General features: G+C 57.0%; 29 protein-coding genes. 22 read left to right on the top strand and 7 right to left on the bottom strand.

The annotated features are described in order from the left end of the window. The first annotated feature begins 75 nt into the window (after positions 1-75). The 5 genes from Z947_RS0109255 to Z947_RS0109235 all read left to right on the top strand — a co-directional run bounded on the left by Z947_RS0109255 (position 76) and on the right by Z947_RS0109235 (position 3,989). Entirely contained in the window at positions 76-639 is a 564-nt protein-coding gene (locus tag Z947_RS0109255; protein ID WP_025044026.1) for a L,D-transpeptidase, read from the top strand. Between the two features lie 88 nt (positions 640-727). Beyond that, positions 728-1,426: a CoA transferase subunit A gene (locus Z947_RS0109250; protein WP_025044025.1), complete on the top strand. Its 699-nt coding sequence runs from the start codon at positions 728-730 to the stop codon at positions 1,424-1,426. A 9-nt stretch (positions 1,427-1,435) separates the two neighbouring features. Next, on the top strand, positions 1,436-2,545 hold the full coding sequence (locus Z947_RS0109245; protein ID WP_025044024.1) for a GSCFA domain-containing protein: 1,110 nt from the start codon (positions 1,436-1,438) through the stop codon (positions 2,543-2,545). A gap of 8 nt (positions 2,546-2,553) precedes the next feature. Continuing rightward, a complete protein-coding gene (locus tag Z947_RS0109240; protein ID WP_156026639.1) occupies positions 2,554-3,366 on the top strand; it encodes a hypothetical protein in 813 nt (270 codons plus the stop codon). Next, a complete protein-coding gene (locus Z947_RS0109235) occupies positions 3,366-3,989 on the top strand; it encodes a 3-oxoacid CoA-transferase subunit B (protein ID WP_025044022.1) in 624 nt (207 codons plus the stop codon). Before Z947_RS0109240 ends, Z947_RS0109235 begins: the two co-directional genes overlap by 1 nt. Before the next feature lie 90 nt (positions 3,990-4,079). On the opposite strand, the gene Z947_RS0109230 is transcribed toward Z947_RS0109235, so the two are convergent. Beyond that, positions 4,080-4,892, bottom strand: coding sequence for a lytic transglycosylase domain-containing protein (locus Z947_RS0109230; protein WP_025044021.1), 813 nt, complete (start codon positions 4,890-4,892; stop codon positions 4,080-4,082). 370 nt (positions 4,893-5,262) lie between these two features. On the opposite strand from Z947_RS0109230, the gene Z947_RS0109225 reads away from it, so the two are divergent. The 16 genes from Z947_RS0109225 to Z947_RS0109150 all read left to right on the top strand — a co-directional run bounded on the left by Z947_RS0109225 (position 5,263) and on the right by Z947_RS0109150 (position 21,187). After that, the gene (locus Z947_RS0109225; protein WP_025044020.1) at positions 5,263-5,454 is read left to right on the top strand and encodes a hypothetical protein; all 192 of its coding nucleotides are present in this window, start codon (positions 5,263-5,265) and stop codon (positions 5,452-5,454) included. A gap of 129 nt (positions 5,455-5,583) precedes the next feature. Further along, positions 5,584-5,769 carry a hypothetical protein gene (locus tag Z947_RS0109220; RefSeq protein WP_025044019.1) on the top strand — a complete coding sequence of 62 codons (186 nt, stop codon included), beginning with the start codon at positions 5,584-5,586 and terminating at the stop codon, positions 5,767-5,769. Positions 5,770-5,963: 194 nt separating this feature from the next. After that, a complete protein-coding gene (gene cpaB / locus Z947_RS0109215) occupies positions 5,964-6,818 on the top strand; it encodes a Flp pilus assembly protein CpaB (RefSeq protein ID WP_025044018.1) in 855 nt (284 codons plus the stop codon). 222 nt (positions 6,819-7,040) lie between these two features. After that, positions 7,041-8,477, top strand: a complete 1,437-nt coding sequence (locus Z947_RS0109210) for a type II and III secretion system protein family protein (protein ID WP_025044017.1) — start codon at positions 7,041-7,043, stop codon at positions 8,475-8,477. Then, positions 8,464-9,153 carry an OmpA family protein gene (locus tag Z947_RS0109205; RefSeq protein WP_025044016.1) on the top strand — a complete coding sequence of 230 codons (690 nt, stop codon included), beginning with the start codon at positions 8,464-8,466 and terminating at the stop codon, positions 9,151-9,153. The genes Z947_RS0109210 and Z947_RS0109205 overlap by 14 nt, the downstream gene beginning before the upstream one ends. A 297-nt stretch (positions 9,154-9,450) precedes the next feature. Beyond that, entirely contained in the window at positions 9,451-10,689 is a 1,239-nt protein-coding gene (locus Z947_RS0109200) for a CpaE/TadZ family protein (RefSeq protein ID WP_025044015.1), read from the top strand. A gap of 20 nt (positions 10,690-10,709) precedes the next feature. Continuing rightward, positions 10,710-12,143 carry a TadA family conjugal transfer-associated ATPase gene (locus Z947_RS0109195; protein WP_025044014.1) on the top strand — a complete coding sequence of 478 codons (1,434 nt, stop codon included), beginning with the start codon at positions 10,710-10,712 and terminating at the stop codon, positions 12,141-12,143. Positions 12,144-12,182: 39 nt separating this feature from the next. Beyond that, complete coding sequence (locus Z947_RS0109190; RefSeq protein WP_025044013.1) at positions 12,183-13,145, top strand: type II secretion system F family protein; 963 nt, start codon at positions 12,183-12,185, stop codon at positions 13,143-13,145. 18 nt (positions 13,146-13,163) lie between these two features. Then, positions 13,164-14,147, top strand: coding sequence for a type II secretion system F family protein (locus Z947_RS0109185; RefSeq protein WP_169737473.1), 984 nt, complete (start codon positions 13,164-13,166; stop codon positions 14,145-14,147). A gap of 23 nt (positions 14,148-14,170) precedes the next feature. Next, positions 14,171-14,725: a tetratricopeptide repeat protein gene (locus Z947_RS0109180; RefSeq protein ID WP_179453277.1), complete on the top strand. Its 555-nt coding sequence runs from the start codon at positions 14,171-14,173 to the stop codon at positions 14,723-14,725. Between the two features lie 48 nt (positions 14,726-14,773). Continuing rightward, the gene (locus tag Z947_RS0109175; RefSeq protein ID WP_025044010.1) at positions 14,774-15,625 is read left to right on the top strand and encodes a tetratricopeptide repeat protein; all 852 of its coding nucleotides are present in this window, start codon (positions 14,774-14,776) and stop codon (positions 15,623-15,625) included. Between the two features lie 28 nt (positions 15,626-15,653). Further along, positions 15,654-16,124 (top strand): prepilin peptidase, encoded by a 471-nt coding sequence (locus Z947_RS0109170; RefSeq protein ID WP_179453276.1) that lies wholly within the window; start codon positions 15,654-15,656, stop codon positions 16,122-16,124. Positions 16,125-16,234: 110 nt separating this feature from the next. Then, a complete protein-coding gene (locus Z947_RS0109165) occupies positions 16,235-17,542 on the top strand; it encodes an ATPase (RefSeq protein WP_025044008.1) in 1,308 nt (435 codons plus the stop codon). A 122-nt stretch (positions 17,543-17,664) separates the two neighbouring features. After that, a complete protein-coding gene (locus Z947_RS0109160) occupies positions 17,665-20,100 on the top strand; it encodes a ligase-associated DNA damage response DEXH box helicase (RefSeq protein ID WP_025044007.1) in 2,436 nt (811 codons plus the stop codon). Continuing rightward, on the top strand, positions 20,100-20,771 hold the full coding sequence (pdeM, locus tag Z947_RS0109155) for a ligase-associated DNA damage response endonuclease PdeM (protein WP_025044006.1): 672 nt from the start codon (positions 20,100-20,102) through the stop codon (positions 20,769-20,771). Before Z947_RS0109160 ends, pdeM begins: the two co-directional genes overlap by 1 nt. After that, positions 20,768-21,187 (top strand): PaaI family thioesterase, encoded by a 420-nt coding sequence (locus Z947_RS0109150; protein WP_025044005.1) that lies wholly within the window; start codon positions 20,768-20,770, stop codon positions 21,185-21,187. Before pdeM ends, Z947_RS0109150 begins: the two co-directional genes overlap by 4 nt. Positions 21,188-21,190: 3 nt before the next feature. On the opposite strand, the gene Z947_RS0109145 is transcribed toward Z947_RS0109150, so the two are convergent. Together Z947_RS0109145 and Z947_RS0109140 are read right to left on the bottom strand one after the other, a co-directional pair. Next, entirely contained in the window at positions 21,191-21,577 is a 387-nt protein-coding gene (locus Z947_RS0109145) for a LytTR family DNA-binding domain-containing protein (RefSeq protein ID WP_025044004.1), read from the bottom strand. An 87-nt stretch (positions 21,578-21,664) separates the two neighbouring features. Beyond that, positions 21,665-21,946, bottom strand: a complete 282-nt coding sequence (locus Z947_RS0109140) for a hypothetical protein (protein ID WP_025044003.1) — start codon at positions 21,944-21,946, stop codon at positions 21,665-21,667. Between the two features lie 94 nt (positions 21,947-22,040). Between Z947_RS0109140 and Z947_RS0109135 the strand changes: the two genes are divergently transcribed. Beyond that, on the top strand, positions 22,041-22,439 hold the full coding sequence (locus Z947_RS0109135) for a DUF2306 domain-containing protein (protein WP_025044002.1): 399 nt from the start codon (positions 22,041-22,043) through the stop codon (positions 22,437-22,439). Here the strand turns inward: Z947_RS0109135 and folD are convergent. The 4 genes from folD to Z947_RS20960 form a co-directional block, all read right to left on the bottom strand. Beyond that, positions 22,428-23,345 (bottom strand): bifunctional methylenetetrahydrofolate dehydrogenase/methenyltetrahydrofolate cyclohydrolase FolD, encoded by a 918-nt coding sequence (folD, locus tag Z947_RS0109130; RefSeq protein ID WP_025044001.1) that lies wholly within the window; start codon positions 23,343-23,345, stop codon positions 22,428-22,430. The two genes, Z947_RS0109135 and folD, sit on opposite strands and share 12 nt — an antisense overlap. Positions 23,346-23,427: 82 nt before the next feature. After that, a complete protein-coding gene (locus Z947_RS0109125) occupies positions 23,428-25,104 on the bottom strand; it encodes a formate--tetrahydrofolate ligase (protein WP_025044000.1) in 1,677 nt (558 codons plus the stop codon). Positions 25,105-25,250: 146 nt separating this feature from the next. Further along, entirely contained in the window at positions 25,251-25,832 is a 582-nt protein-coding gene (locus Z947_RS0109120; RefSeq protein WP_025043999.1) for an MOSC domain-containing protein, read from the bottom strand. Between the two features lie 16 nt (positions 25,833-25,848). Next, a complete protein-coding gene (locus Z947_RS20960) occupies positions 25,849-26,475 on the bottom strand; it encodes a hypothetical protein (RefSeq protein WP_156026638.1) in 627 nt (208 codons plus the stop codon). Positions 26,476-26,534 lie beyond the last annotated feature (59 nt).

The raw sequence follows: 26,534 nt of genomic DNA, 5'->3' as shown, positions 1-26,534 counted from the left end.
CCGCCTCATCTCTTTGTGATTTGATCCTGCCAGCCGGCAATGCGACACCGTCAAAAAACGACGAAAGGCAGAGCAATGGCAGGATCACCCTTTACGCGACGTGCGCTTATCGCAAGCGGCACCGCGGCCCTTTTCACCCCTTCATTTGTCAGAGCGCAAACCGATGACGCCGCAGGTGTCCGGCGCAACGCCACAAGCTTTGTGGCGCAGGACTGGCGCGATCATTTTGACACATTGGGCAAATCGGCCATTGTTGCGGACACCAGTTCACGTGCGCTGCATTACTGGAACAGTGATGCCAGCGATTACCGCGTCTATCCCACCTCTGTTCCCGCGACCGAAGAGCTGACCAAGCGCGGTTACACCAAGATCATGCGCAAGAAAGTCGGCCCCGACTGGACCCCGACCGCATCGATGATGGAGCGGTTTCCCGACTACAAATATATGCCCCCCGGCCCGGACAACCCGTTGGGCACCCATGCGATGTATCTGGGATGGCCTGCCTACATCATCCACGGCACGCAGGACACGCGCAAAATCGGGCGGCGGTCCTCGGACGGCTGTATCGGGCTTTATAACTACCAGATCGAAGAACTCTTTGCGCTCTGTCCTGTTGGCACGCAGGTTCGCATTATCTGACCGATTTCCTCTTGTGACCATTTGACACCGCCGCGTCGCAGCGTCACAAACAGGTTAATTAACTTTGACCTGCGAAGAGGGAACACCGATGAAAAAAGTCTATGGCTCGGCTGCTGAAGCACTGGATGGTGTCCTTTCGGACGGGATGCTGATTGCTTCGGGCGGTTTCGGCCTTTGCGGCATTCCTGAACTGCTGCTGCAGGCGATCAAGGAAAACGGCGCGAAAAATCTGACGTTTGCATCAAACAATGCAGGCGTCGACGATTTTGGCATCGGCATTCTGTTGCAGACCAAGCAGGTCAAAAAGATGATCAGCTCTTATGTGGGCGAGAACGCAGAGTTCATGCGCCAGTATCTGTCCGGCGAACTGGAGCTTGAATTCAACCCGCAGGGCACATTGGCCGAACGGATGCGGGCGGGCGGCTGTGGTATTCCCGGGTTTTACACCAAGACCGGCGTGGGCACCGTGATTGCCGAGGGCAAAGAGGTCAAGAATTTCAACGGTCAGGACTATATCCTTGAAGAAGGTATCGTGGCCGATCTGTCCATCGTGAAAGCGTGGAAAGCGGATGAAACCGGCAATCTGGTGTTTCGCAAAACAGCACGCAACTTTAATCCGCCGGCTGCCATGTGCGGCAAGGTTTGCGTTGTCGAGGTTGAAGAGATCGTTCCGACAGGGTCGCTGGACCCCGATATGATCCACCTGCCCGGCATCTATGTGCACCGCATTATTCAGGGTGATCACGAAAAACGGATCGAACAGCGCACCGTCCGGCAAAGGGCGTAAACCGGCATCATGGCCAAGAAACCTGCATCCGCCACGCCCGTCAGCCCCTATCAGGGGTTGGAGGACCGCGCGTTCTGGCGCGCCGGTGTGGTCGAAGCCGGTTCATATCCGCCGCCCGATATTTACCGGCCCAAATACACCATCGACAAGCAGTTGCCGATTTTCACGGCAGGCAGTTGTTTCGCCCAACATGTCGGGCGCACCCTTGCGCAGGCCGGATATAACGTGCTCGACACGGAACCCTTGCCGGCTTTCGTCCCTGCCGATCTGGCGCAGAAACACGGTTACCGGCTGTATTCGGCGCGGTTTGGCAACATCTATACCGTGCGACAATTCTTACAGCTGCTGCAAGAAGCCTTTGGAAAATTCCATCCTGCCGATCCGATTTGGGAAAAGGACGGGATGTTTTATGATGCCATGCGCCCGGGCGTTACGCCTGGCGGTCTGGCCACGGCTGAATATGTGCGCGAGGCCCGCGAGCATCACTTGCGCGCAATTCAGGAAGCGGTGGCCAGCACCGGCATGGTCGTTTTTACCCTTGGTCTGACCGAGACATGGCAGCACACGCCAAGCGGCACGATCTATCCAACCGCCCCCGGCACGATTGCGGGAGAAATTGACCCTGAAGTGCACAGCTTTGTAAACTTTCGCGCCGCTGAAATCCGCAAGGATTTTCTGATGGTGCGCAAGATTTTTCAGGCCGCGAATCCGAATGTGAAGTTTTTGCTGACAGTAAGCCCCGTGCCCTTGACCGCAACAGCCAGCGGCGCACATGTCCTGCCTGCCACAACCTATTCCAAATCCGTCCTGCGCACGGTCGCGGGTGAACTGGCCGAGGACTTTGACGACATCGACTATTTCCCCAGCTTTGAAATCGTGTCCTCGCATCCTTCAGCTGGCAAGTTTTTCGAGCGCAACATGCGCAGCGTCAAACCCTATGGCGTGCGGCAGGTGATGAAAGCGTTCCTAACAGCGCATAGCGGCGAGGCCAAAAAGACACCCAAGGAAATCCGCCAACAGCGTCGCGCGGCGCGCCGCCAACAGGCCGAGAGCGAGACCCCAGCAACGCAGGACGATCTGATCTGCGAAGAAGAACTGCTGGACGCGTTTCGCAAATGAGCAAGCTGATGATCATAGGGTCCAGCCATGTCGGCGCGTATAAAAACGCGGCCGAAGATTTTGCGCGCGCCTATCCTGATATCGATGTCAGTTTTTTCGCCATGCGCGGCCCCTTGTTTCTAATGGGGTCGATGGACGATGCCGGCACCTTTACCCCCAGCTTTCGCAACGACAAGGATCGTGCCTTTGTGCGCGAAACAAACGGTGCTGAACTGGCCCATACCGACGGTATCGACCATCTGCTGTTGGTGGGACATCGCTTTGCCTTCGGTAACCTGACATCGCTCCTTCAAGATCATGACGTTCTTGAAGGGGTGCGCACCGGCCGCGCCAAGCTGATTTCAGAAGGGTTGCTGAAAGAGATCATCGAGAACGTTGCCGTCACGTCGGTTGGCGAAGCGCTTGCCCAGCTCAATGGTTATGAAAAACCCGTCACCTTTGCCATGGCCCCCTACCCTGCCAGCAGTATCGTCGTTCGCGCCAAAAATTATGAAATGGCCCGCCTGTTGGAACTGTTCTGGGGACGGCCGGACGCCGCATGGGTGTTCGAACTTTGGCTGGATCACGTGCGCCAAGCCTTGACCGATAAGGGTCACGCGCTTTTGGTGCAGCCTGATGCGGTGAACGCGGGGCCTTTCGCGACCAAACCCGAATTCGCAAATCGCGCCGCGAACGTCGATGGCGACACATTGAACAACACGGATCACCGCCACATGAACGCTGACTTCGGTCTGGCCATGTTGCACGCCTATGCTGAAAACCACCTTGGCCTTGCACCGCAGGAAACAGCCAAGGCCACGCTTAACGAGAGGATTGCCTGATGTCTTGGGACAGAAACCAAATGGCCGCACGTGCGGCACAAGAGCTGGAAGACGGCATGTATGTGAACCTTGGCATCGGCATTCCGACGCTTGTGGCGAACTATGTCGGGGACAAGGACATTACCTTGCAGTCCGAAAACGGCATGTTGGGCATGGGCCCTTTCCCGTTTGATGGCGAAGAAGACGCTGACCTGATCAACGCGGGCAAACAGACCATCACTGAATTGAACCGCACGGCCTACTTCGATTCAGCGACGTCTTTCGGGATGATCCGTGGGGGCAAGATTGCCGCGGCGATCCTTGGCGCGATGGAAGTTGCTGAAAACGGCGATCTGGCAAACTGGATGATTCCGGGCAAGCTGGTCAAAGGTATGGGCGGCGCGATGGATCTGGTGGCCGGTGTCGGGCGCGTGATCGTCGTAATGGATCACGCCAACAAACACGGCGAAAGCAAAGTGCTGAAGGAATGTACCCTGCCGCTGACCGGCAAAGGTGTGGTGGACCGGATCATCACAGACCTTGGTGTGCTGGACGTGGTCGAGGGCGGTTTGCGCATCGTCGAATGTGCCGATGGCGTCACCGAAGAAGAGTTGCGTGCCGCCACACAGGCCACAGTGGTTTGAAACAGGGGTGGGCAAATTGCCCCCCCTCCCCCAATCACGCGCGTCTTTAGCGTAGTGATGAGCTTTCTGACGCAGCCAAGCGCAGCTGCGTCAGTTTAACGCCGCAAAGACGCATCCATCAGTGATCAATTCCGGCGGTGTCTGGCACAGCCCCTTTGCCACCTGAAAGGCGGCCAGCACCTTGGGCACATAATCGCGTGTTTCGGCGAACGGCGGCACGCCTTCATGTTTGCGCACCGATCCCTCCCCCGCATTATACCCCGCCAGCACAAGAATCGGATCGTTTTCGAATTCGCCCATCAGCCAGTCGAGGTATTTAACCCCGCCGCGGATGTTCTGGGTTGCCAACAAACTGTCCTCGACACCAAAGCGGGCGGCGGTGGCGGGCATCAACTGCATCAGCCCCTGCGCCCCTGCGCTGCTTTCTGCATCCACCTTGCCTGCAGACTCCACCGTTATCACAGCCAAGACCAAAGCGGGGGACACCTGCGTGCCAACAGTAGAGCGCAAAATATCAATGCCATTGCTGCGCGCAATGTCCTGCATGTGCTGCAAACGCGGTGCGGGCACCTTGCTGGTGGCACCGGCCAGAACAGTGATCGCGGTTTGCAGTCGTCCCGGACCGGCCTTGGCTGCCTCCGGCGAGACCTTGTCCCAGAACCAGTCATACTGCCCCGGTGTTTCCCGCGTCACCGCGCCAGAAGGTGCCAAAGCCACTTCGGCCTGTGGGGCGTCGACCTGTGCGGCCGGGTCAATCTGGATTGTAATGCGATTCTTGCTGCCCGACTTTGGCGGCTTCACCCGTTTGGCGCTGAAGTCTGCAAAGGGTTTCGGCCCCTCTGCATGGGCACTACCCAAGCAAATGCCCCCCGCCAGAAGCGATGAAGTGATAATTCGGAACATGCCTGCCTGCTTTTGTTATGCTTGTCGGCTCGATTTAGCGGAAATATTCCACAAAACAGTCTTTCAAACCAGCCAAACGTGGCACAGAACGTGGCGATTTCGCCATATTTCGCCGCGATAGGGGAACTAATCAACTAAATCGACGCGGTAAACACATTATTAATCTCATTATTACAGCAACTTAGCAGATCACCTGCGATATTTATCCCTGTAAACGAAAAAGTCACATTTGCTGCCAAATTGGTGCCCCATTCTGGGGGCTATATAGCGTCATACCAAGTCGGACAGGCAGCCAACTGAGAGAAACGGTTGCCACAACGGACGGCAGGGTTGGAACTTAAAACCTACATGATCCTTGGAGGGACATACCATGATGAACTTTATCAAAAACTTCCGTGCAGACGAAGACGGCGCCGTAACAGTTGACTGGGTTGTTTTGACAGCCGCCGTTGTTGGCCTGGCCGTTGCAGCATACTCATCCATCGAATCCGGCGCGTCCAACCTGACAGCGAACACCGGCACATTCCTTGACGGCCGTGACCCTAACCTGGTTACCCCATAAGCTACCTACGCGGTTAGCTAAGAAAGTCTGAATAAGACTTTAAGGAGGGAGGCACGTTCTGGCACTAGAGCGCGCCTCCCTTTTCTTGCCGAATGCAGGAACCCATTTCACTCGTAAGAGGGTTATTCGATGTTTAAGAAATTACAAACGTTTTCAAAATCCGAAGACGGTGCAGTCACAGTCGACTGGGTCGTGCTTACTGCCGCAGTTGTGGGGTTGGCAGTGGTCGCTATCTTCGCGATCCAAGGTCCGACCGACGATGTCGGTGACGGCGTAGGCACCTGGCTCGACGCTTACGAACCCGGTAGCAGCTAAGCGATTGAAGCAGCGTACAACCGATCCGATGGGTCGGTTTTACCGGTTTGTACCCCCCCCGTGAAGCCGAGCGGGCAAACGCCGCATCCCTTTCACCACCCCGGCAAAAAATAGCCACATTCATGTGGCACGTTCAAAAAACGAAATAGGCGTCGGGCTAAACCCGACTCGCACAGTAACAAGAGGTAAGAGACATGCGCATGGTATTCGGATTGGTTCTTTTGGTGGGCATCGCGCTTGCTGGCGGAGCTGTATACCTGGCCAAGGATCGGATCGCGCAATACCAGTACGCGAACGCTCAGGCCCAGGCGGCATTGGCAAAGATTGTACCCACCCAGACTGTTTATGTTGCAACGGGTACGCTCAAATACGGACAACGCCTGACAAAAGAAAACGTAAGGGCCGTAAACTGGCCCGAGAATGCGATCCCCGAAGGATCGTTTGTCGATATGGCCACCCTCTTTCCCGAAAACACCGACGAATTGCGCGTGGTTTTGCGGGCGATTGAAAAAGACGAGGCGATTATGGCCCTCAAGGTGACCGAACCCGGCGAAGACACCGGTCTGACTTCGCGCCTTGAACGTGGGCAACGCGCCTTTACCGTCAAGGTTGACGTTTCCAGCGGCGTCTCCGGTTTCTTGCGCCCCGGTGACAAGGTAGACGTCTATTGGACAGGTCGCACAACCGGCACGCGCAGTGAATCGCGTGAAGTAACAAAATTGATCGAAGCTGCAGTCAAATTGATCGCCATCGACCAGAGCGCTGGTGGGACACATGACGAGCCGACGATCGCACGCACTGTAACCGTGTCCGTCAGCCCCCAACAAGTGGCCGCACTTGCGCAGGCACAATCAACCGGTTCGCTGTCCCTCTCCCTTGTCGGGGCCGAAGACGACACAATCGCCTCCGCCATCGAAGTTGACCAACGTTCCCTGTTGGGCATCGAAGCCGAAACTGTGAAAGCGGAAGTGGCGGCAGAGAAGGTTTGTACGATCCGCACACGCCGCGGTGCCGAAGTGGTCGAGATCCCGATCCCCTGCACCAACTAAGCCAGACACGTACCAAGCTGGAAACTCTGGCAAAACCAATTGCTTGAAACAGCGCCGCATCCCCGCGGCGCTGTTGTCATTTTCGGTTATGTTGCCATTTACCCACATAAGCTGTTCCCGCGAACACCTTGATTCTTGCAATAAAAATGAATTTGGCGCAGAGTGATCCAAACGACGGGCGAAAAGACCCTACTTTGAGGCGTGATCAAAAAGGCAGGTCACATGAAAATTGATAGATTTATGAAAGCAGCCCTTGTCGGGCTGTCCTTAAGTGTCATGCCACTGGCAATCTCCGCTCCGGCTCCGGCCTTTGCGGAAACGCTGCGTGTCGTGAAAAAGGGCACGAATTCCACACTTGATGTTCCGATGAACCGGGCCGTTGTTGTGGAAAGTGATATTCCTTTTGCAGAACTCAGCATCGCCAACCCCGGCATCGCGGACATCTCGTCCCTGTCGGACCGCACGATTTACGTTTTGGGCAAAGCGCCCGGTTTGACCACACTGACCCTGTTGGACGCCAGCGGCCAGTTGATCACCAACGTGAACGTAAGGGTCGCTGCAGACGTTTCCGAATTTAAAGAGCGACTGCGCCAGATCCTTCCGGGCGAAAAAATCGAAGTACGCACTGCCAATGATGGTATTGTGTTGTCGGGCGTTGTTTCCTCGACGCAGCGCTTGCAGCGCGCGCTGGATCTTGCCCAGCGGTATGCGCCTGAACGTGTTTCAAACCTGATGAGCGTCGGTGGCGTGCAACAGGTGATGATGAAGGTCCGTTTTGCTGAAATGCAGCGCAACGTGTCGAAATCACTAAGCTCTTCCTTGTCCTTGAACGGGGCCGTTGGCGGCACCGGCATCAATGGCGGTTCCGGCGTGACCAACAACTCGGGCGGCGTTGCGACCTCACTGGGCGGCAACATCCCTGCATCCAACCAGAACGCCGGCGCGATCTTGTTCGGCTTTAACGCAGGATCGACCCAAGTGGGCATCCTGCTGGAAGCCTTGGAGCAAAAAGGCGTCGTGCGCTTTCTGGCGGAACCCAACCTTGTCGCACTATCCGGTCAAGAAGCGAAATTCCTTGCCGGTGGTGAATATCCCGTCCCCGTGGCACAGCTGAACGGCCGGATTTCGGTGAAATTCAAGCCCTACGGTGTTGAACTGGCCTTTATCCCCCGTGTGGTGGACAAGGATGTCATCAACCTGGAAATGCGGGCCGCGGTTTCCGCGATTGACCCGACCAACAGCATCGCTTTGGGCAACGGCATCGAAATCTCGGCCTTTACACGGCGCGAGACGTCTTCGACGGTAGAACTGCGCGACGGCGAAAGCTTTGCCATTGCCGGCCTGCTGACAGATGACTTTGTTGATAACTCAAGCCAGCTGCCCTGGATCGGCGACGTTCCAATTCTGGGGGCACTTTTCCGCTCGGCAGATTATCAGCGCAGCCAGACCGAATTGGTGATCATCGTCACTGCACATCTGGTCACCCCAACACGGGGCGAGGCGCTTGCGCTTCCCACCGACCGGATCAAACCACCTACTGAAAAGGACCTGTTCCTCTTTGGTCGCGCCTCCGAAGATACGCGCGCCCCGACAACGGGTGCCGCTGGAGAGGTTGCCAAACAAGACTTTGGTGGGTCATATGGGTATGTACTGGATTAAACCAATGAAAACCCACATGCGCAAAAAATTCAAGATTGCAGGGATCACCGCTGTACTGGCAACAGTTCTAGGCTGTGGGCAAAGCTCTGATCCCGTGTACACGCAGTTTTATCGCGAAGCGGGCGCGTTGACCGACACGGGTAACTTTGGCAATGCGACGCTGAACAACCGCTTGGTCATGACCGGCGAACGGCAGTACACCTTTGATCTTGCGAACAGATTTGCATCCGAAGTGGATTCAACGGTCACGTTTGAATTCAACTCGGCGCTCCTTGATGGCAGGGCACAGGCGATCCTGCGTCAGCAGGCCAGCTGGATCAGACAGTTCCCCGAAATCCGTTTCCGTGTTTACGGCCATACGGATGCCGTCGGATCAAACGGCTTTAACAAGGCACTTGGTAAACGTCGCGCCGATGCGGTTGTCAGTTTCCTAAGCACGTTGGGCGTCAGCCGCAGCCGTTTGGAAGCTGTAGTGTCCTTCGGGGAAACCCAGCCATTGATCGTGACGCAGGGCCGTGAGCGCCGCAACCGCCGTACCGTGACCGAAGTAAACGGTTTTGTGGATCGTCATCCGACAGTGCTGGACGGCAAATATGCCGAAATCATCTATCGTGATTACGTCGCCAGCGCGGTACCGCCAACGCAGCTGAGCGAAGGTGCCCTGGCCGTCGATTAATTCGCCGCTGCCGTTTAAGACCGCCTTTTAAAAATGCTGCCCGGTCCCCTTTTCGCGAGGGGACGGGCATTTGATCTCGCCGCACCAATCCACGGCCGCAGGCAGGATCGTTTCAAGATACCCAACAATCGAAACTTTTTGGCCCCAATCTCGCCCCAGTTGCCTGCGATATCACGCTCTATAGGACAAATGTGTCTGCGTAAAATGCCAGACATGGGTGACCGCAAGGGGTGACAATCTGCACATCAGAAGCAGGATAAGCCTTTGCCAAGCCCTTGCGAGCAAAGGATATAAATGATGAGCAGTGTTATGCCACAACCCCAAACAGCGCCTATCGTGGCCTGTACCGTCAGCCGCGACGTACAAAACTTTGATCTGTTGATCGAAGACATGGAAGACGCGCTGGGGGAAAGCTGGGGTGATCTGGGATTTGCCGAAGCACTGGCGTTTTTTGGTCAGCCTGAAGCCGAGCAGATGGAGTTCATTGCCTTGGCGATGGACGAAACTGACGAAGACAATCTGGTGCTGATGAGCGAGATCATCACACAGGCCAAAGCGCGTGACATCAAAGTGATCCTGATCGCCGAAGACATGACGACCGCCGCTTTGCATTCGCTGCTGCGCAAGGGCGCTGATGAATTTGTACCCTACCCCCTGCCCGAAGGCGAATTGGCCCAAGCCATTGCGCGCGTCAGCAAGGAAGAAGAGGCCCCTGCCCCCGAGCCGGCGAATGCCCCGACCCTAAAGGCCGGCGCGCAAAAAGATGGCGCATTGATTGTTGTGCATGGTCTTGCCGGTGGCACCGGATCGACCACCATGGCGGTGAACCTTGCGTGGGAGCTGGCCAATGTGGACAAGAAAAATCCGCCCTCGGTCTGCTTGTTGGATCTGGACCTGCAATTCGGTGCAGTCGCCACGTTCCTTGACCTGCCACGCCGCGAAGTCGTTTACGAAATGCTGTCCGAAACCGACAACATGGACGAAGAGATTTTTGGTCAGGCCCTGCTGACTTATGAAGACCGCTTGCAGGTGCTAACCGCACCTACAGATATGCTGCCGCTCGACCTGATCAATTCCGAAGATGTGACGCGCGTCCTGGATATGGCGCGCAATCAGTTCGATTACGTGATTGTCGACATGCCTTCGACGCTAGTTCAGTGGTCCGAAGCGGTTTTGAACATGGCGCATATCTATTTCGCGATGATCGAACTCGACATGCGTTGTGCGCAGAACACGCTGCGGTTCAAACGCGCGCTGCAATCCGAAGAGCTGCCGGTTGAAAAACTGCGCTATGTGATGAACCGCGCGCCAAAGTTCACCGATCTGAACGCCAAGAGCCGCGTCAAACGCATGGCGGAATCGCTTTCAATCTCGATTGACGTGCAACTGCCCGACGGCGGCAAGCCGATCACGCAAGCCAACGATCACGGCATGCCACTGGCCGCCTCTGCGCCCAAAAGCCCGCTGCGCAAAGAGCTGATGAAGCTGGCCGCGTCGATCCATGACCTTAAAAATGATCAGGCCGAAGCCGCTTAACCCTGACGGAAAGAAACAATATGTTTTCCAAGTACAAAAAGCCCGGCGCAAAAGCCTCCGCTAAACAGCCGGTCGAGGTTATTGACAACGTTACGCCGATCGAAGCGCCAAAAGCGGCCAAAACGATGCGCAAGGCGCTGGCCCCTGCCGCCGCCGCACCGGTTGATAAAGAGGTCAAGCGCAAGCAGCGCATGTCCGAGATCAAGCTTGAACTGCACCGCGCGCTTCTCGACAACCTGAACCTGTCCGCCCTCGAACACGCGAGCGAAGCGGATTTGCGTCAGGAGATCAACGAGATCGCCGTCGAAATCCTCGCAGAGAAAAGCATCGTTTTGAACCGCGAAGACCGCATGACGCTCAACTCCGAGCTTTATGACGAAGTTACGGGCCTTGGCCCCCTTGAGACATTGCTCAAGGACGAGACGGTCAACGATATTCTGGTAAACGGTCCGCAACAGATTTTCGTCGAACGCGACGGCAAACTCGAACTGACGGAAATCACGTTCAAGGACGAACGCCACCTGCTGCGCATCATCGACAAGATCGTGTCGGCCGTGGGGCGTCGTGTGGATGAAAGCAACCCATATGTGGATGCCCGTTTGCAGGACGGTTCGCGTTTCAACGCAATGGTGCCGCCGGTTGCGGTTGACGGCTCGCTCGTCTCCATTCGTAAGTTTAAAAAGGACAAACTGGGCATTGATGATCTGGTGAACTTCGGTGCCTTCACCGAAGAAATGGCCGCCTATCTGCAAGCCGCCGTTGCCACCCGTCTGAATGTCATCGTGTCCGGTGGTACGGGTTCCGGTAAAACGACAACCCTTAACGCCTTGTCATCCTTCATCGACAACGCCGAACGTATCCTGACGATCGAGGATACGGCGGAACTTCAACTGCAACAGACCCACGTGGGCCGGATGGAAAGCCGTCCGCCAAACGTTGAGGGCAAAGGTGAAGTTTCCCCGCGCGACTGTTTGAAAAACGCCCTGCGGATGCGTCCTGACCGGATCATCGTTGGTGAAACGCGTGGCGAAGAAGTTATCGACATGTTGCAGGCGATGAACACAGGTCACGATGGATCAATGACCACGATCCACGCGAACTCCGCGCGCGATGGTGTGTCACGTTTGGAAAACATGATCGCGATGGCCGGTATCGAGATGCCCCTGAAAGCGGTGCGCTCCCAGATATCATCGGCTGTGAACCTGATTGTGCAGGCTTCGCGTTTGCAAGACGGCTCGCGCCGCATGACCTCGATCACAGAGATTACCGGCATGGAAGGTGACGTCATCTCTATGCAGGAAATCTTTCGCTACCAGCGTGTAGGTCTGACCCCTGACAACAAAATTATCGGCCATTTCACGGCCACCGGCGTGCGCAGCCACTATGCGGAACGGTTCCGCATGTGGGGCTATGACCTGCCGTCTTCTATCTACGAACCCGTTGCGGCCCAGTGACCCATTTGATGCGCAACCGGCGCAATAAGGAATAATGCAATGAGTGCAGAACCTATTATCTATGCCCTGATTTTTGTCGGCGTGCTGGTGCTTGTCGAGGGCCTGTATCTTGTGGTCTTTGGCAAATCCATCAGCCTGAACAGCCGCGTGAACCGCCGGCTTGAAATGCTGGAAAAAGGCACGCGCCGCGAAGAAGTGTTGGAAAAGCTCCGAAAGGAGATGGAACAGCACATGAATTCCAAGTCGATTCCGCTGTATTCGCTATTGTCGGAAAAGGCACAGCGCGCGGCCATCGCATTTAGCCCGCAGCAGTTGATCATGTTGATGGGCGGCGTGGCTGTTGTCGCCTTTCTGGGGCTGACCATCGGTACGGAAACCGAAGCGCCCGTGCGCGCCTTGATTTCGGTTGGGATCGGGATCGGCGCGATCTATTTCTGGGTCTCGTCAAAAGCGAACAAGCGGATGGGCATGATCGAAGAACAACTGCCCGATGCTGTTGAACTGATGGTGCGTTCCTTGCGTGTGGGTCATCCGTTTTCCAGTGCCATTTCCATTGTGGCCAAAGAGGTGCAGGACCCGCTGGCGTCTGAATTCGGCGTCATCGCGGATGAAGCCGCTTATGGTCGTGACGTAGGCGAGGCGCTCAAGGATATGGCCGAACGGCTGGACATGCAGGATTTGCGTTTTCTCGCGGTTGCTGTGACGATCCAGCAGCAATCAGGTGGTAACCTTGCCGAAATCCTTGCCGGTCTGGCCAAGGTGATCCGCGCACGTTTCCGTCTGTTCCGCCGCGTGAAAGCCATCACCGCCGAGGCGAAATGGTCCGGTAAATTCCTGTCCGCCTTTCCCATTGTCGCGCTGATCGTGATCAACGTGTCCGATCCGCATTACTATGACGAGGTTATGGACAACCCGATGTTCATTCCGGCCTGTTTCCTTGTCGGCATCTTCTTGTGCGCCAACCTGTTCGTGATGCGCATTCTTACAGACATCAAAGTGTAACCGGGGGGTATTTTCAAAATGCTGACAGCAATCAACAATCAAATCACCACCCTGCTCGGGCCGATGGGGTTGATCATCATTGTCGGTGCGCTGGGGGTGATCCTTGTGGCATTGACCGTCGTTATGATGGTGAAACAACCAGAGGACCCGCTGGAAAAACTGAAACGCGCCTCAAACCGGGGAGTACAGGCGGGCGACGGCAAGACCCAGCTGCGACAGGCCGATGGCAACCAGCAGCTGCAAAAGTTCGCCAAGTTTCTGGAACCTGAAGATGTGGCGGAACTGTCCGCGCGTCAGTTACAACTGCGTCAGGCCGGTTATCAGGGCCGTGATGCCGTGCGCATGTTCTACTTTGCCCAGATGGCTCTTGCTCTGGTCGGGCTGCTTGCCGGTGTGGTCTACATCAACTTTATGGGCGGCGGTGAAGGCCTAAGCACACAAAAAACGATCATCTATACCATCGGACCGGGTGCGATCGGGTATTATCTGCCGAAATATTGGGTGACCCGTCGCGTGGAAGCGCGCAAGGAAGAGATCACCGCCGGTTTCCCCGACTCCCTTGACATGATGCTGGTTTGCGTCGAAGCGGGCCAGTCTCTGGATCAGTGTATTGTCCGCGTGGCGAGAGAATTGAAAGCCTCCTATCCCGCTCTTTCAGAAGAGTTTGAAGTGGTCGCCTATGAGATGAAAGCCGGTAAGGATAAGGTCACGGTTCTGAACGATATGGGCGAACGCTGTGGTGTTCAGGATGTCTCGTCTTTTGTAACCGTGCTGGTGCAATCGGCCGCCTTTGGTACATCCATCTCGGACGCCTTGCGGGTCTATGCGGGTGAAATGCGTGACAAACGTGTGATGCGCGCCGAAGAAGCTGCAAACAAGTTGCCAACCAAGATGACACTTGCCACTATGATGTTAACCGTACCGCCGTTGCTGATCATTCTGGTCGGACCTTCGGTGCATGGCATCACACAGTTGGGCAACATGTCAGGACCCGGACAATAAGACACGCATCCTTCGGGCGCTTCATTTGCGGCGCTCTGGCCTCGCTTTCACTTCTCGGATTGGCCGCCTGTTCAACGGGCGGCTTTTCTGCGGCTGGTGAACAGGTCTATGCGCCCGGCGTGAACCAACGCGCCGTTGCCGAAGACGGGATCGAGGTGGGGCACCGCCTGATTGCCGCAGGTCAGTACGAACTGGCGATCAAATCCTTTAATCGCGCGGCACTGGAGCACGGGCTGGACGTTGACGTTCTGTCAGGGCTGGGCAGTGCAAACCTTGGGCTGGGACGTCTGGGGCAAGCCGAAAGCCTGCTACGCAAGGCGGTGAAAAAGGACACCACCCAACCCGAAGTCTGGAATAATCTGGGCGTTGTGCTGATGGAACGCGGCAAAACTCTCGAAGCGGAACAGATCCTGCGCCGCGCCTATGCAATGGACAATGGCGAAAGTGACGCAATCCGGGACAATTTGCGCTTAGCGCTCGCAAAATCCGAAAATTCTGATACTGTTGGGGTTGACGACGATAATTATAAATTGGTGCGAAGAGGCTCAGGCGATTACCTGATCAGCTCGACACTATAATAGTCGGGGCCGAAAAGGCCTAAGGCAGAGCAGTAAAAGGACGCTAAAATGCGCCACCCTATTCTAATGGCCCTCTGCGTTGCAGGGGTTACCGCAGTTGCAGGCTGTGGTCAAAAAGACGCAAACGCCACGGTGGAACGTGCCTTTCAGGACGTTGATGCACTTGATGGCAACGACATTTCCGAAGTGATGCTGACAGTGGCCGACCCGAACGAGGCGATCACCTATTTCCAGCGCGCCACCACAACCAACCCTGACCGGATTGACCATCAACGCGGGCTTGCCGCGTCGCTGGTGCGTGCCAAGCGGGCAACCGAAGGTGCCGCCGCGTGGAAAAAGGTCACCGAAATGCCCGAGGCCAATGCCGACGACAGTGTTGAACTGGCTGACGCCTTGATCCGCTCGGGCGATTGGGCCGGCGCAGAACGCGTATTGGATGCAGTGCCGCCGACCCACGAAACCTTTAAACGCTACCGCCTTGAAGCGATCGTCGCGGACAGCAACAAGGAATGGAAAAAAGCGGACAGCTTTTATCAAACCGCTGTTGGCCTGACGACAACACCCGGTTCGGTGATGAACAACTGGGGTTACTCCAAACTGACGCGCGGCGATTATCCTGCGGCAGAGCGGCTGTTTTCCGATGCGATCCGTCAGGATGGGTCTTCCTTTACCGCCAAGAACAACCTCATTCTGGCCCGCGCCGCGCAACGTGATTACACGCTGCCCGTGATCCCGATGGACCAGTCAGAGCGCGCTCAGCTGTTGCACACCATGGCCTTGTCAGCGGTGAAACAGGGCGATGTCGAAACCGGCAAAGGCCTGCTGCGTGAAGCCATCGACACCCACCCGCAACACTTCGAGGCGGCGGTTCGGTCCCTTCGCGCCCTAGAGAACGGCTGAGCCCGTGGCGATTGATGCCACAGATGCGATGTGGTTTTTGCCTTTCGTCCTGCCGATCTGTCTTTATGTCGCCTTCACCGATATGGCGCGGATGAAAATCACAAACCCGGCGGTCATTGCACTGACGCTGGTTTTTGTAATTGTTGGCTTCTTCTTGATGCCGTTCACCGACTACCTCTGGCGCCTTGCTGCCTTGGTGATCGTGCTGGTGGTTGGCATTGTGCTGAACGCGGCCGGTGCCTTTGGCGCGGGCGACGCGAAATTTGCCGCCGCCGCTGCCCCCTTTATCGCGCTTGGCGATCTGCGCCTGCTGATGGCACTTTTTGCAGCGACACTTTTAGCTGCTGCAGTTGCACATAAGGGCGTGAAATTCACGCCCCTGCGCCGACTTGCACCGCACTGGACCAGCTGGGAACAAGGCAAAAAATTCCCGATGGGCCTCGCGCTTGGCCCCGCCTTGGCGATTTATCTCATTCTCGGGGCGCTCTATGGCAGTTAATCGCGCCCCTCACCCTAAAAATGTCTCAAATTCAGGGCATACCGCTGTAAACGCCATCTTCAGCCCTGTTCCCGCATATAACGCGCAACCCTGATCACCGGAGCCGCACCATGAACATGCAAACAAACACCGTCATGGCCCCGCCCCCGCCCAAGCGGCTGGAGGAAATGAAACTCCCCCTTGTGATGATGCGCGATATTATCCTCAAGACGATCTTTCGAAAAAACGTCGAGATGGTGAGCGAACTGGCCGCCGCCGTATGCCTGCCGGTCCCTGTCACGCAAGAACTTGTCGATATGGCCCGCACCCAACGCCTGCTTGAGGCGACGGGTACGCTGAATGCCAATAACAGCAACGAAATGGGCTATCAGTTGACCGATGCCGGTAAGGCACGGGCGCTCGATGCCTTGGCACAATCGGAATATTTCGGGCCGATGCCGGTGCCACTGGATGTTTATTATGAACAGGTCAAACGCCAATCCGTACGCAACATTCAGGTCACCCGCGACCAGTTAACCGGTGCGATGGGGCATCTGGTGCTGCCTGACAGCTTGCTGGACCACCTTGGGCCCGCGGTTTCCGCCGGCCGTTCGATCCTGATGTACGGCCCGCCCGGCAATGGTAAATCTTCCATCTCCAACGGTATTCGGGATGCTTTGGGCGATAAAATCTATGTGCCTTACGCCATCGAATACGCCTCTCAGGTCATTACCGTTTATGACCCGATTGTGCACACCAAAGCCGGCGAAAATATCGAAGATCCCAATGCCCTGCGCCGCGTCACCCGTTTTGACAGCAGGTACGTTTGTTGCGAACGCCCGACCGTTATTACCGGCGGTGAATTGACCACTGAAATGCTTGATCTGGTCTATAATCCGACCGCCAAAACCTATCAGGCCCCGCTTCAGCTGAAATCAACCGGCGGGATTTTCATCGTCGATGACCTTGGTCGACAGAAAGAACCACCGCAAAGCATCGTCAACCGCTGGATTGTTCCACTGGAAGAAGCCAAAGACATCCTTGCCCTGCAATCGGGCGAGAAATTCGAGGTGCCTTTCGATACGCTGGTGATCTTTTCCACCAACTTCCACCCGAATGAAATCTTTGACCAAGCGGCCTTGCGGCGGATCTTTTTCAAGATCAAAATCGGCGGACCCAATCAAGAAAACTTTCTGAAAATCTTTGCAATGGTGGCCCGCAAACGCAAAATGCCACTGGACGAAGCGACCTTGGTGCACCTGCTCAAAGTCAAATTCCCGACGATCGACAACATCTACGCCAACTATCAACCGATCTTCCTGATCGACCAGATGATCGCTATCTGCGAGTTCGAGGGCATCCCCTATCAAATGTCCCCTGACCTGATCGACCGCGCATGGGCCAATATGTTTGTGAAAGACGAACATATCGTCAAATAACACTCTTCTCCCATGGTACACGGTCGTCACAGCACGCGCCTTTCCATCTTGCCAATATCCTAAGGCGGCAGCTCTACTGACGGGGGCTGGCCCCCGCGCCTGCGCGTGCTATCTACTCTGTCATGCACGCTCTCCCCCCCACTTTTCAAAACTGGTTTGCCAGCAAAGGCTGGTCTATTCACCCCCACCAGCAGGACATGCTGGATCGTGCAGATGCCCCTGCGCTGTTGTTGATCGCCCCGACGGGGGGCGGCAAAACCCTTTCGGGTTTTCTGCCCACGTTGATCGACCTTGCGGACGGCACACACGAGGGCATGCACACGCTCTATATCTCGCCCTTGAAAGCCCTTGCGGCTGATATCAAACGCAACCTGACAGCACCGGTTGCAGAAATGAACCTGCCTGTCACCATTGATGACCGTACCGGCGACACCCCCCAATCGCGGCGCAAACGTCAACGTGCCGATCCGCCCAATATCTTCCTGACGACCCCGGAAAGCCTTGCCCTGCTGACCAGCTACGACGATGCACACCGCATGTTCAAAGGTCTGAAACGGGTGGTGATCGACGAAATTCACGCATTGGCCGAAAGCAAACGCGGTGACCAGATGATGCTCGCGCTGGCGCGGCTGCAAACGCTTTGCCCCGATCTCAAACGCGTCGGGCTCTCCGCCACTGTCGAAGATCCCACCGCCATCGCCCATCTAATGGCACGCCATCCTGACCCCTGCGAAATCCTGCTGGCCGACCCCGGCCCCGCGCCGGACATCCAGATGCCACGCACCGATGCTGCTCCGCCTTGGGCGGGGGGCGGCGCGGCCTATGCCATTCCTGCGGTGCTTGAGCAGATCAAACAACATAAGACCACGCTGATCTTCCACAACACACGCGCGCAGGCCGAGATATTCTTTCACAATCTGTGGCTGGCGAATGACGAAAGCCTGCCCATCGGCATCCATCACGGCTCGCTCGACCGCGACCAACGCACCCGGGTCGAGGCCGCGATGGTACGCGGCGATTTACGCGCGATTGTCTGTACCGGCAGCCTTGATCTGGGGATCGACTGGGGTGACGTTGACCTTGTGATCCAGATCGGTGCGCCCAAAAACGTGAAACGTCTGGTGCAACGCATCGGCCGTGCCAATCACCGCTATAACGCCCCGTCCAAGGCATTGCTCGTGCCGGCCAACCGGTTCGAAGTTGTCGAATGTGTCGCCGCCCTTGATGCGGTGCTTGCCGGCGAACTGGACGGCGAACCGCGCGGCGCCGGCCCGCGTGATGTGTTGTGCCAGCACATTTTGATCACCGCCTGTGCCGGACCTTTCGATGCTGACGCGCTTTACGCCGAGTTCACCACTGCCGGTGCCTACAGCACGCTGTCACGGGAAGAATTCGATGCCTGCCTGTCGTTTTGCGCAACGGGGGGCTACGCGTTGCGGGCCTATGACCGCTGGCAACGGTTGCTTCAACTGCCCGATGGCCGTTGGCAATTGCGCGACCCGCGCGCCGCGCGCAACATCCGCATGAACATCGGTACCATTCAGGATACCGACACGCTTAAGGTGCGGATGAAACGCAACCGTGGTGGCAAACCGCTGGGAGAGATCGAGGAAGGTTTCGCCGCGACCCTGAGCAACGGTGATACCTTTCTGATCGGCGGCCAGATCGTCAAATACGAGGGTCTGCGCGAAATGACCGTAGAAGTCAGCCGCGACGCTGCCAAAAAGCCCAAGGTGGCCACTTTTGGGGGCACTAAATTCGCCACATCCACGCAGCTGTCAGCCCGGGTGCAACACATGTTCACCCAAGAAAACTGGCCCGAACTGCCGGCCCACACCGCGCAGTGGTTGCATCTGCAACGCGAGGTCAGCCAATTGCCCCAGCCCGGTCGTTTGCTGATCGAAAGCTTCCCCCATGACGGGCGCGAACAGACGGTGATTTACGGGTTCGCGGGGCGCAACGGGATGCAGACCCTTGGGCTTTTGCTGACCAAACGCATGGAAGAACTGGGGCTGTCGCCGCTTGGATTTGTCGCCACCGATTATGCGACACTGATCTGGGGGCTGGACGCCGTTGAGGATCCTGCGCCGCTGTTCGACCCTCACGCGCTGCACAACGGGCTGGACGTCTGGCTTGCGGGTAACGCGGTGATGAAACGCACGTTTCGCGCCTCCGCGACCATCGCGGGGTTGATCGAACGCAACAGCCCGCGCGCCCGCACCTCGGGGCGGCAAGCGACGTTTTCCAGTGATATCCTGTATGACACTTTGCAGAAATACGACCCCAACCACCTGATGTTGCAAATCACCCGCGAAGAGGCCCTGCGCGGATTGGTTGATTTCGGCCGGATCGAAGAGATGCTAAACCGCGTAGAAGGCCGGATCGACCATCGTCGCCTGACCCGCGTCACCCCGCTTGCCGCGCCCCTGTTCCTTGAAATGGGCCGCGTACCCGTGAAAGGCGAGGCCGAAGAACGGCTGTTGGCGGATGAGGCACGGCGGTTGATGGAAGCCTCGGGTCTTGCGAAAATAGACCTTGATCCAAGCAGGGCCAATTGATGAATACATACGACTTTACCCTCGCCGGTGCGCAGCTCAAGGCATTGAACACCGGTGCGCTGTGGTGGCCCGACGAACAGCTGCTGTGCGTCAGCGATTTGCATCTGGGTAAATCCGAACGCATTGCGCGGCGCGGTGGCACCTCCCTACCGCCCTATGAAACCCGTGATACGCTCACCCGTCTGGCGGCTGATCTGGCTTTGACCCATGCCCGCACGGTGGTTTGTCTGGGCGACAGTTTTGATGATCTCGGGGCCGCCCTTGCCCTTCCCGTGGAAGAGCGGCTTTGGATCACCCGTCTGCAAACGGGCCGGCGCTGGGTTTGGATCGAAGGCAATCATGATCCCGGCCCTGTCGATCTTGGCGGCAGCCACCTGGCCGAACTGCCTCTTGCGCCGCTGACCTTTCGCCACATAGCCGAAGCGGGCGCCAGCGGCGAAGTGTCGGGGCATTATCATCCCAAGGCCAGCGTTGCCTTGGGCGGGCGCACCGTCACCCGACCGGCGTTTATATATGACAGTGACCGGCTGATCCTACCCGCTTACGGCACCTATACCGGCGGGTTGAACACCCGCGATAATGCGTTTCGCGCCTTGATGCGCGCCGAAGCATGCGCCGTGTTGACCGGCAAAACCCCAATTGCCATTCCAATGCCAAGGACCCCGACATGAACGAAGAAGCACGCGCCCGCATAGATCATAGCTTTGCCGCACAAAGCATGATGCAAACGCTTGGAGCCGAATTGATTGAGGTGGCGGAAGGGCTGGTGCGTATCGCATCACCGATCCTTCCCGGCAGCCGTCAGCAGCAAGGGTTCGGCCACGCCGGTCTGACGTTTTCCATCGGCGATTCCGCTGCGGGTTATGCCGCGCTGACCCTGTTACCGATGGATATGGAGGTCGTGACCGCTGAGATCAAAATCAACCTGTTGGCACCTGCCCGTGGCGATCGTCTGGTGGCGACAGGGCGTGTAGTGAAACCCGGCAAACGTCTGTGTGTTGTCACCTCCGAAGTACATGCGGAAGCGGACGGGAAAAGCACTCTGATTGCAATTCTCCAAGGGACAATGGTGCCCGTTCCCCTCTGAGGCTCAGAACAAGCCCACCTCCTTGGCCGCAGCGCGGTAGGTGCGGCTGACCGGCACCTCTGATCCGTCTGACAGGGTCAGAACATCGCGGCCCTTTTCGCGCCGGTGTGCGGTGACTGCATCAAGCGCAATCCAGTGGGAGCGATGCACAAGCAGTCCGTTCGCACCTGACAGCTCTTGCGCCGCGTCCCCTAACCGCATCAGGATCATCGCCGACCCTTTGGTCGTCACGACATTCAGGTAGTGATCCTGTGCCTCAAGCCGGATCAGCGGACCGCGCTGCGCCAGTGGCAGGCGTTGCATGAATTGCGACACGGTATCGGGCCTTGGCGGTGCCACCACTTCCGGCACCGGCCGCGCGATTTCGATCAGCCAGAACGCAGCGTGCACCGCGACAACCGATGTCCTGACAGTAAACAGAAGATAGCCCAGTTGTCCGAAAGCCAGCCATGCGTCGAACAGAAGGATGTTGAGGCCCTAGATCATGACGCTCAGAACAAGTGTGAACAGTGCCCAGAGGCCAAGGCGGAGCGGCGAAGGCAAATTGTCTGCGCGCATCAACAGAATGCTGCCCAAAACTGAAACCGCCGCGATGATGCCCCAATAGCCGAACCGTTCCGCCCACCCCAGCGCGTCTATCGTGCCGAAGGGTCCGGCGATGGTGCAAATGACTGTGACCAATAACCAGATGCCCACGGGCACTCTGGCTTTGCGCCATTCACGAAGCGTGAAATGCGACATGTATCTGCGCGTAACCATTCACGTATTCCCTGCGTCACTCACGTAAACCCCGTCGCGGCTTAGCATTCTCTGCCTCTATTCCCAAGGCAGCTTATGTTTAAGGAGACCATCGATGAATTTTGCACCCCTCACGAATGCCTCAATCGCCGTCCAAATCCACGCCTGCCTTGCGTTCTTTGCTGTTGCACTGACCATCGCGATTTTTAGTATTCCAAGGGGCAGCCGCCTGCACCGGTGGCTCGGATGGACGTGGGTTTTGATGATGGCAGGGGTTGCGCTCAGCAGCTTCTGGATATTCGAGATACGCTTGATCGGACCATTCAGCCCGATACATCTGCTGTCTGCCTATGTTCTGGTGCAGCTTGTCTTTGCCGTGCGCGCCGCCCGTGCGGGGCGCATTCAGGAACACCGCAAATCCATGAAGGGCATGGTTTTTGGCGCACTGGTCGTGGCCGGAACGTTCACATTCCTCCCCGGCCGCGTGATGTATCAAGTGGTCTTAGGCGGTTAACCCTTCCGGCTCTGCCAAGCCGTTGGCACGGCAGCAGGCGGTCACGGTGTTGGCCAGCAGACAGGCGATCGTCATAGGGCCAACACCGCCGGGCACAGGCGTGATCGCACCGGCACGTGCCGCACAGCTTTCAAAGTGTACATCGCCGACAAGCTTGGTTTTTACTGTGCCGTCTTCCTTCAGGCCTTTTTCGGGCGCATCCAGACGGTTGATGCCAACGTCAATCACGGTGGCCCCCTCCTTGATCCAGTCACCGGGCACCATTTCGGGGCGACCCACCGCCGCCACGACGATATCGGCGCGGCGCACAACTTCGGCCAGATCCTTGGTGCGGCTATGCGCGATGGTCACAGTCGCGCTGTCATTCAACAGCAGTTGCGCCATTGGTTTCCCCACGATGTTGGAGCGGCCAATCACAACCGCATCCATGCCGGAAATGGACCCGTGGTGATCGCGCAGCATCATCAGGCAGCCCAGCGGCGTACAAGGCACCATGGATTTCTGACCCGTTCCCAGCAGGCCAACGTTGGAAATGTGAAAGCCGTCGACATCCTTGGCCGGAGAGATCGAATTGATGATCAGGTCTTCGTTCAGATGATCGGGCAAAGGCAGTTGGCATAAAATTCCGTGGATTTCGGGATCGTTGTTCAGCTCTTCGATCACGGCCAGCAGATCGGCCTCTGACGTGTCGGCATCCATCCGGCGCTCGACCGACTTCATGCCAACCTCAACCGTCATCTTGCCTTTGGAACGCACATAAACCTGTGATGCAGGATCTTCGCCCACCAACACCACTGCCAAACCCGGCGTAATGCCGTGATCGTTTTTCAAACGCGTGACATGCTCACCAACCTGGCCCCGTACGCGGGCGGCAAATTCCTTGCCGTCGATAATCTTTGCTGTCATTTTTCTTCCCCTATCAATGCGTAAGGCGGGGAGAACCCCGCCCTACTCCAGTCCGTAGGGCGGGATTAATCCCGCCCCCCGTTTAGAACAATCCTTCAACTTCGCCTGCGTCATTCAACCCGATGCTTTCAGCGGAAGGCACGCGTGGCAGACCCGGCATGGTCATGATCTCACCACAGATGGCGACGACGAAACCGGCACCGGCACTCAGACGCACTTCACGCACCGGAATGTCGAACCCCGTAGGCGCGCCGCGTTCGTTTGGATCGGTGGTAAAGCTGTACTGCGTTTTCGCCATACAGACCGGCAGATTGCCATAGCCCTGCTCTTCCCAGTCTTTCAACTGGTTGAGGATCTTCTGATCCATCTGAGCTGAGTCAGCACGGTAGATTTTCGTGGCAATCATATTGATCTTGTCGGCCAAAGACATGTCATCGGGATAGATCGGCGCAAAGTTGCTTTCACCCTTCTCGATTGTCTCGACCACTTTGGTTGCCAGATCGGCAGACCCTTCGGAGCCAAGCTCCCAGTGGCGCGACAGGACAGCTTCGGAGCCTTGGGTGGCCACGTAGTCCTTAACCGCCTGCACTTCGGCATCGGTGTCAGTGACAAAGTGGTTGATCGCGACGACAACCGGCACGCCGAAAGATTTCATGTTTTCGATGTGACGGCCAAGGTTCGCACAGCCGTTCTTGACCGCGTCCACGTTTTCCTCGCCCAGATCGGCCTTGGCCACGCCGCCGTTCATCTTCATTGCGCGGACCGTCGCCACAACCACAACCGCTGAAGGGGCAAGCCCCGCTTTGCGGCATTTGATGTTGAGGAACTTCTCGGCACCCAAGTCGGCACCGAAGCCTGCTTCGGTCACAACGTAGTCAGCCAGTTTCAGCGCCGTTGTGGTCGCAATGACGGAGTTACAGCCGTGGGCGATGTTCGCGAAAGGACCGCCATGCACAAAGGCCGGATTGTTCTCAAGCGTCTGAACGATGTTGGGCTGCATCGCGTCTTTCAGCAGAACAGTCATCGCGCCGTGCGCTTTGATGTCGCGTGCAAAGACCGGCGTTTTGTCGCGGCGGTAGGCCACAATCATCGCACCCAGACGTTCCTGCAAATCGGCAAGGTCTTTGGCCAGACAAAGGATCGCCATCACTTCGGAGGCAACGGTGATGTCAAAACCAGCCTCACGCGGGAAGCCGTTGGCCACGCCGCCCAAAGATGCTGTGATCTGGCGCAGCGCGCGGTCGTTCATATCGACGACACGGCGCCAGACAACGCGGCGTGTGTCGATCTCAAGGCTGTTGCCCCAATAGATGTGGTTGTCGATCATCGCCGACAACAAAGAGTGCGCCGACGTGATCGCGTGAAAGTCGCCCGTGAAGTGCAGGTTCATTTCTTCCATCGGAACGATCTGCGCGTAGCCACCGCCAGCCGCGCCACCCTTCATCCCGAAGTTCGGGCCAAGCGACGCTTCACGGATGCAGACCGCGGCCTTTTTGCCGATGCGGTTAAGGCCATCGCCCAAACCAACAGTTGTGGTTGTCTTACCTTCGCCCGCAGGTGTCGGGTTGATCGCGGTTACAAGGATCAGTTTGCCGTTTTCATTGCCCTGAACAGAGTTGATGAACGACTGGCTTACCTTGGCCTTATCGTGACCGTATGGCAGCAAATCGTCACTGCCGATCCCCAGCTTCGCGCCGATTTCCTGAATGGGGCGTTTGCTCGCCTCACGTGCGATTTGGATGTCGGTTTTGTAAGCCATCTAAGAATCCCCTTCTGCCGTAAGGCGCTGTTGTTTCGCCAGTCATACAGGGGGAGCCGTGCAAAGTGAGGGCGCTTTTCCGACATTTTCACCCTCCGACGCGGCAGAGCGACGTGCATCCGTTTCGTTTCGGAAACGGATGTGCCTCAGAGGTGCTTCCAGACGCGCTGTCCGGGGATATGCAAACGCAGGGTGTCGCCGACCTTAAGCTGCCCCTCGCGCTCGACCCAGGCGCAAACCCCGCGCCGGTCCTTGGCCGCTGCTTTGAACCCTTTGCCGTGGCCGGGTGCATTTTTTTCAATCTCGCGTGCAGGAAGGTTACAGGGGCCGTTCTGCATGTCGACCACGATCGTCGTACCGTTGGCCGCCTGCAGCCGCGCGTTTGGCGGCACATGGGTGAAGTCGTCAATGCCCTCAACAACTATGGATGCCCCGAGCAAAACAGGATCAAGGGTTTCCAAACCGATCACCGCCGCAATCGCGGCCAGTTCTTCAGCCGAAACGATGGAGAACTGCCGCACATTGCGGATTTCCGTGCCCTCGGGATGCTGCGATTTTACACGCACGCAGGATTTGCGCGTCAGGCCCGCGTGATAATCCCCCTCAAAACCGGCATAGCTGGCAAAGGCATCTTGAACGGCTTGCGAACGAATGTCGGGTCGGTCCTGCGGGACTTTTCCCATCCAGACAATTTTGGCGTAATGGTCCGTGGGGAGTAATTCGGGCATTGCGTTATCCTTTAGTTCAAGAGCGTTCTCGCGCTGCAAGCGGCAGACGCCGCACCGCGGCCATCACGCACAGGGATGCCGCGAGTTCAGCGGACTCCTCAGCGATTTGGGCAATCTGTATGGTTTTGGTCGATACTTCAATGCCGACGCCCCACAGCTTGCGTGCCAACCCGTCAAGCGATTTGCCAAAGACCGTGAGGCAGAGGGCCGCCAGGATCAAAAGCTGCCCACGCTCCTCCGTCTTTATTCCGTGCAAGAAGGGACCGGAGCCTTTGACGAGCAGCAAGATGCCAGAGGTCAACAGACCAAGAACAACGGCTGCACCGACCAATTTTTGCCAAAGCGGCGCCGCGCCTGAATAATGTCTCAGGCTAAGAATACCGGAGTCAAAAAACGCTTTGTCCAGATCAAGTTCACGCGCGAACAATGCGGCGAGAAGTGCAGTGCCGTACCAATATCTGGTGACGGCGTTTCTGCGATAAGTGGCGACAAAAAACAGCAGGGCACAGAACCACGCATAGGCGGACATCAGTTCTATGCCGCCTGCTTCGGTTTCGACCGCGCGCATCCCCTGCATTGCCACAGTCACCACGCAGACAAACAGAACGTAAATCAGCAAAAGGGATGTCCGACTTTTTACCATGTGCACCACCAACCAAATCAACAGAATGAAAAAGGCCCCCGCATAACCAGGGGCCTTTG

It is taken from the genome of Sulfitobacter geojensis, from assembly GCF_000622325.1.
Taxonomy (GTDB): domain Bacteria; phylum Pseudomonadota; class Alphaproteobacteria; order Rhodobacterales; family Rhodobacteraceae; genus Sulfitobacter; species Sulfitobacter geojensis.
This window is presented reverse-complemented; position numbering and strand designations above follow the sequence as displayed.

Excerpts from the sequence above, each read along its gene's own strand:
- Z947_RS0109255 (WP_025044026.1), top strand. The coding sequence starts at position 76 with ATGGCAGGATCACCCTTTACGCGACGTGCGCTTATCGCAAGCGGCACC.
- Z947_RS0109250 (WP_025044025.1), top strand. The coding sequence starts at position 728 with ATGAAAAAAGTCTATGGCTCGGCTGCTGAAGCACTGGATGGTGTCCTT.
- Z947_RS0109245 (WP_025044024.1), top strand. The coding sequence starts at position 1,436 with ATGGCCAAGAAACCTGCATCCGCCACGCCCGTCAGCCCCTATCAGGGG.
- Z947_RS0109240 (WP_156026639.1), top strand. The coding sequence starts at position 2,554 with ATGATCATAGGGTCCAGCCATGTCGGCGCGTATAAAAACGCGGCCGAA.
- Z947_RS0109235 (WP_025044022.1), top strand. The coding sequence starts at position 3,366 with ATGTCTTGGGACAGAAACCAAATGGCCGCACGTGCGGCACAAGAGCTG.
- Z947_RS0109230 (WP_025044021.1), bottom strand. The coding sequence starts at position 4,892 with ATGTTCCGAATTATCACTTCATCGCTTCTGGCGGGGGGCATTTGCTTG.
- Z947_RS0109225 (WP_025044020.1), top strand. The coding sequence starts at position 5,263 with ATGATGAACTTTATCAAAAACTTCCGTGCAGACGAAGACGGCGCCGTA.
- Z947_RS0109220 (WP_025044019.1), top strand. The coding sequence starts at position 5,584 with ATGTTTAAGAAATTACAAACGTTTTCAAAATCCGAAGACGGTGCAGTC.
- cpaB (WP_025044018.1), top strand. The coding sequence starts at position 5,964 with ATGCGCATGGTATTCGGATTGGTTCTTTTGGTGGGCATCGCGCTTGCT.
- Z947_RS0109210 (WP_025044017.1), top strand. The coding sequence starts at position 7,041 with ATGAAAATTGATAGATTTATGAAAGCAGCCCTTGTCGGGCTGTCCTTA.
- Z947_RS0109205 (WP_025044016.1), top strand. The coding sequence starts at position 8,464 with ATGTACTGGATTAAACCAATGAAAACCCACATGCGCAAAAAATTCAAG.
- Z947_RS0109200 (WP_025044015.1), top strand. The coding sequence starts at position 9,451 with ATGAGCAGTGTTATGCCACAACCCCAAACAGCGCCTATCGTGGCCTGT.
- Z947_RS0109195 (WP_025044014.1), top strand. The coding sequence starts at position 10,710 with ATGTTTTCCAAGTACAAAAAGCCCGGCGCAAAAGCCTCCGCTAAACAG.
- Z947_RS0109190 (WP_025044013.1), top strand. The coding sequence starts at position 12,183 with ATGAGTGCAGAACCTATTATCTATGCCCTGATTTTTGTCGGCGTGCTG.
- Z947_RS0109185 (WP_169737473.1), top strand. The coding sequence starts at position 13,164 with ATGCTGACAGCAATCAACAATCAAATCACCACCCTGCTCGGGCCGATG.
- Z947_RS0109175 (WP_025044010.1), top strand. The coding sequence starts at position 14,774 with ATGCGCCACCCTATTCTAATGGCCCTCTGCGTTGCAGGGGTTACCGCA.
- Z947_RS0109170 (WP_179453276.1), top strand. The coding sequence starts at position 15,654 with ATGTGGTTTTTGCCTTTCGTCCTGCCGATCTGTCTTTATGTCGCCTTC.
- Z947_RS0109165 (WP_025044008.1), top strand. The coding sequence starts at position 16,235 with ATGAACATGCAAACAAACACCGTCATGGCCCCGCCCCCGCCCAAGCGG.
- Z947_RS0109160 (WP_025044007.1), top strand. The coding sequence starts at position 17,665 with ATGCACGCTCTCCCCCCCACTTTTCAAAACTGGTTTGCCAGCAAAGGC.
- pdeM (WP_025044006.1), top strand. The coding sequence starts at position 20,100 with ATGAATACATACGACTTTACCCTCGCCGGTGCGCAGCTCAAGGCATTG.
- Z947_RS0109150 (WP_025044005.1), top strand. The coding sequence starts at position 20,768 with ATGAACGAAGAAGCACGCGCCCGCATAGATCATAGCTTTGCCGCACAA.
- Z947_RS0109140 (WP_025044003.1), bottom strand. The coding sequence starts at position 21,946 with ATGGTTACGCGCAGATACATGTCGCATTTCACGCTTCGTGAATGGCGC.
- Z947_RS0109135 (WP_025044002.1), top strand. The coding sequence starts at position 22,041 with ATGAATTTTGCACCCCTCACGAATGCCTCAATCGCCGTCCAAATCCAC.
- folD (WP_025044001.1), bottom strand. The coding sequence starts at position 23,345 with ATGACAGCAAAGATTATCGACGGCAAGGAATTTGCCGCCCGCGTACGG.
- Z947_RS0109125 (WP_025044000.1), bottom strand. The coding sequence starts at position 25,104 with ATGGCTTACAAAACCGACATCCAAATCGCACGTGAGGCGAGCAAACGC.
- Z947_RS0109120 (WP_025043999.1), bottom strand. The coding sequence starts at position 25,832 with ATGCCCGAATTACTCCCCACGGACCATTACGCCAAAATTGTCTGGATG.
- Z947_RS20960 (WP_156026638.1), bottom strand. The coding sequence starts at position 26,475 with ATGGTAAAAAGTCGGACATCCCTTTTGCTGATTTACGTTCTGTTTGTC.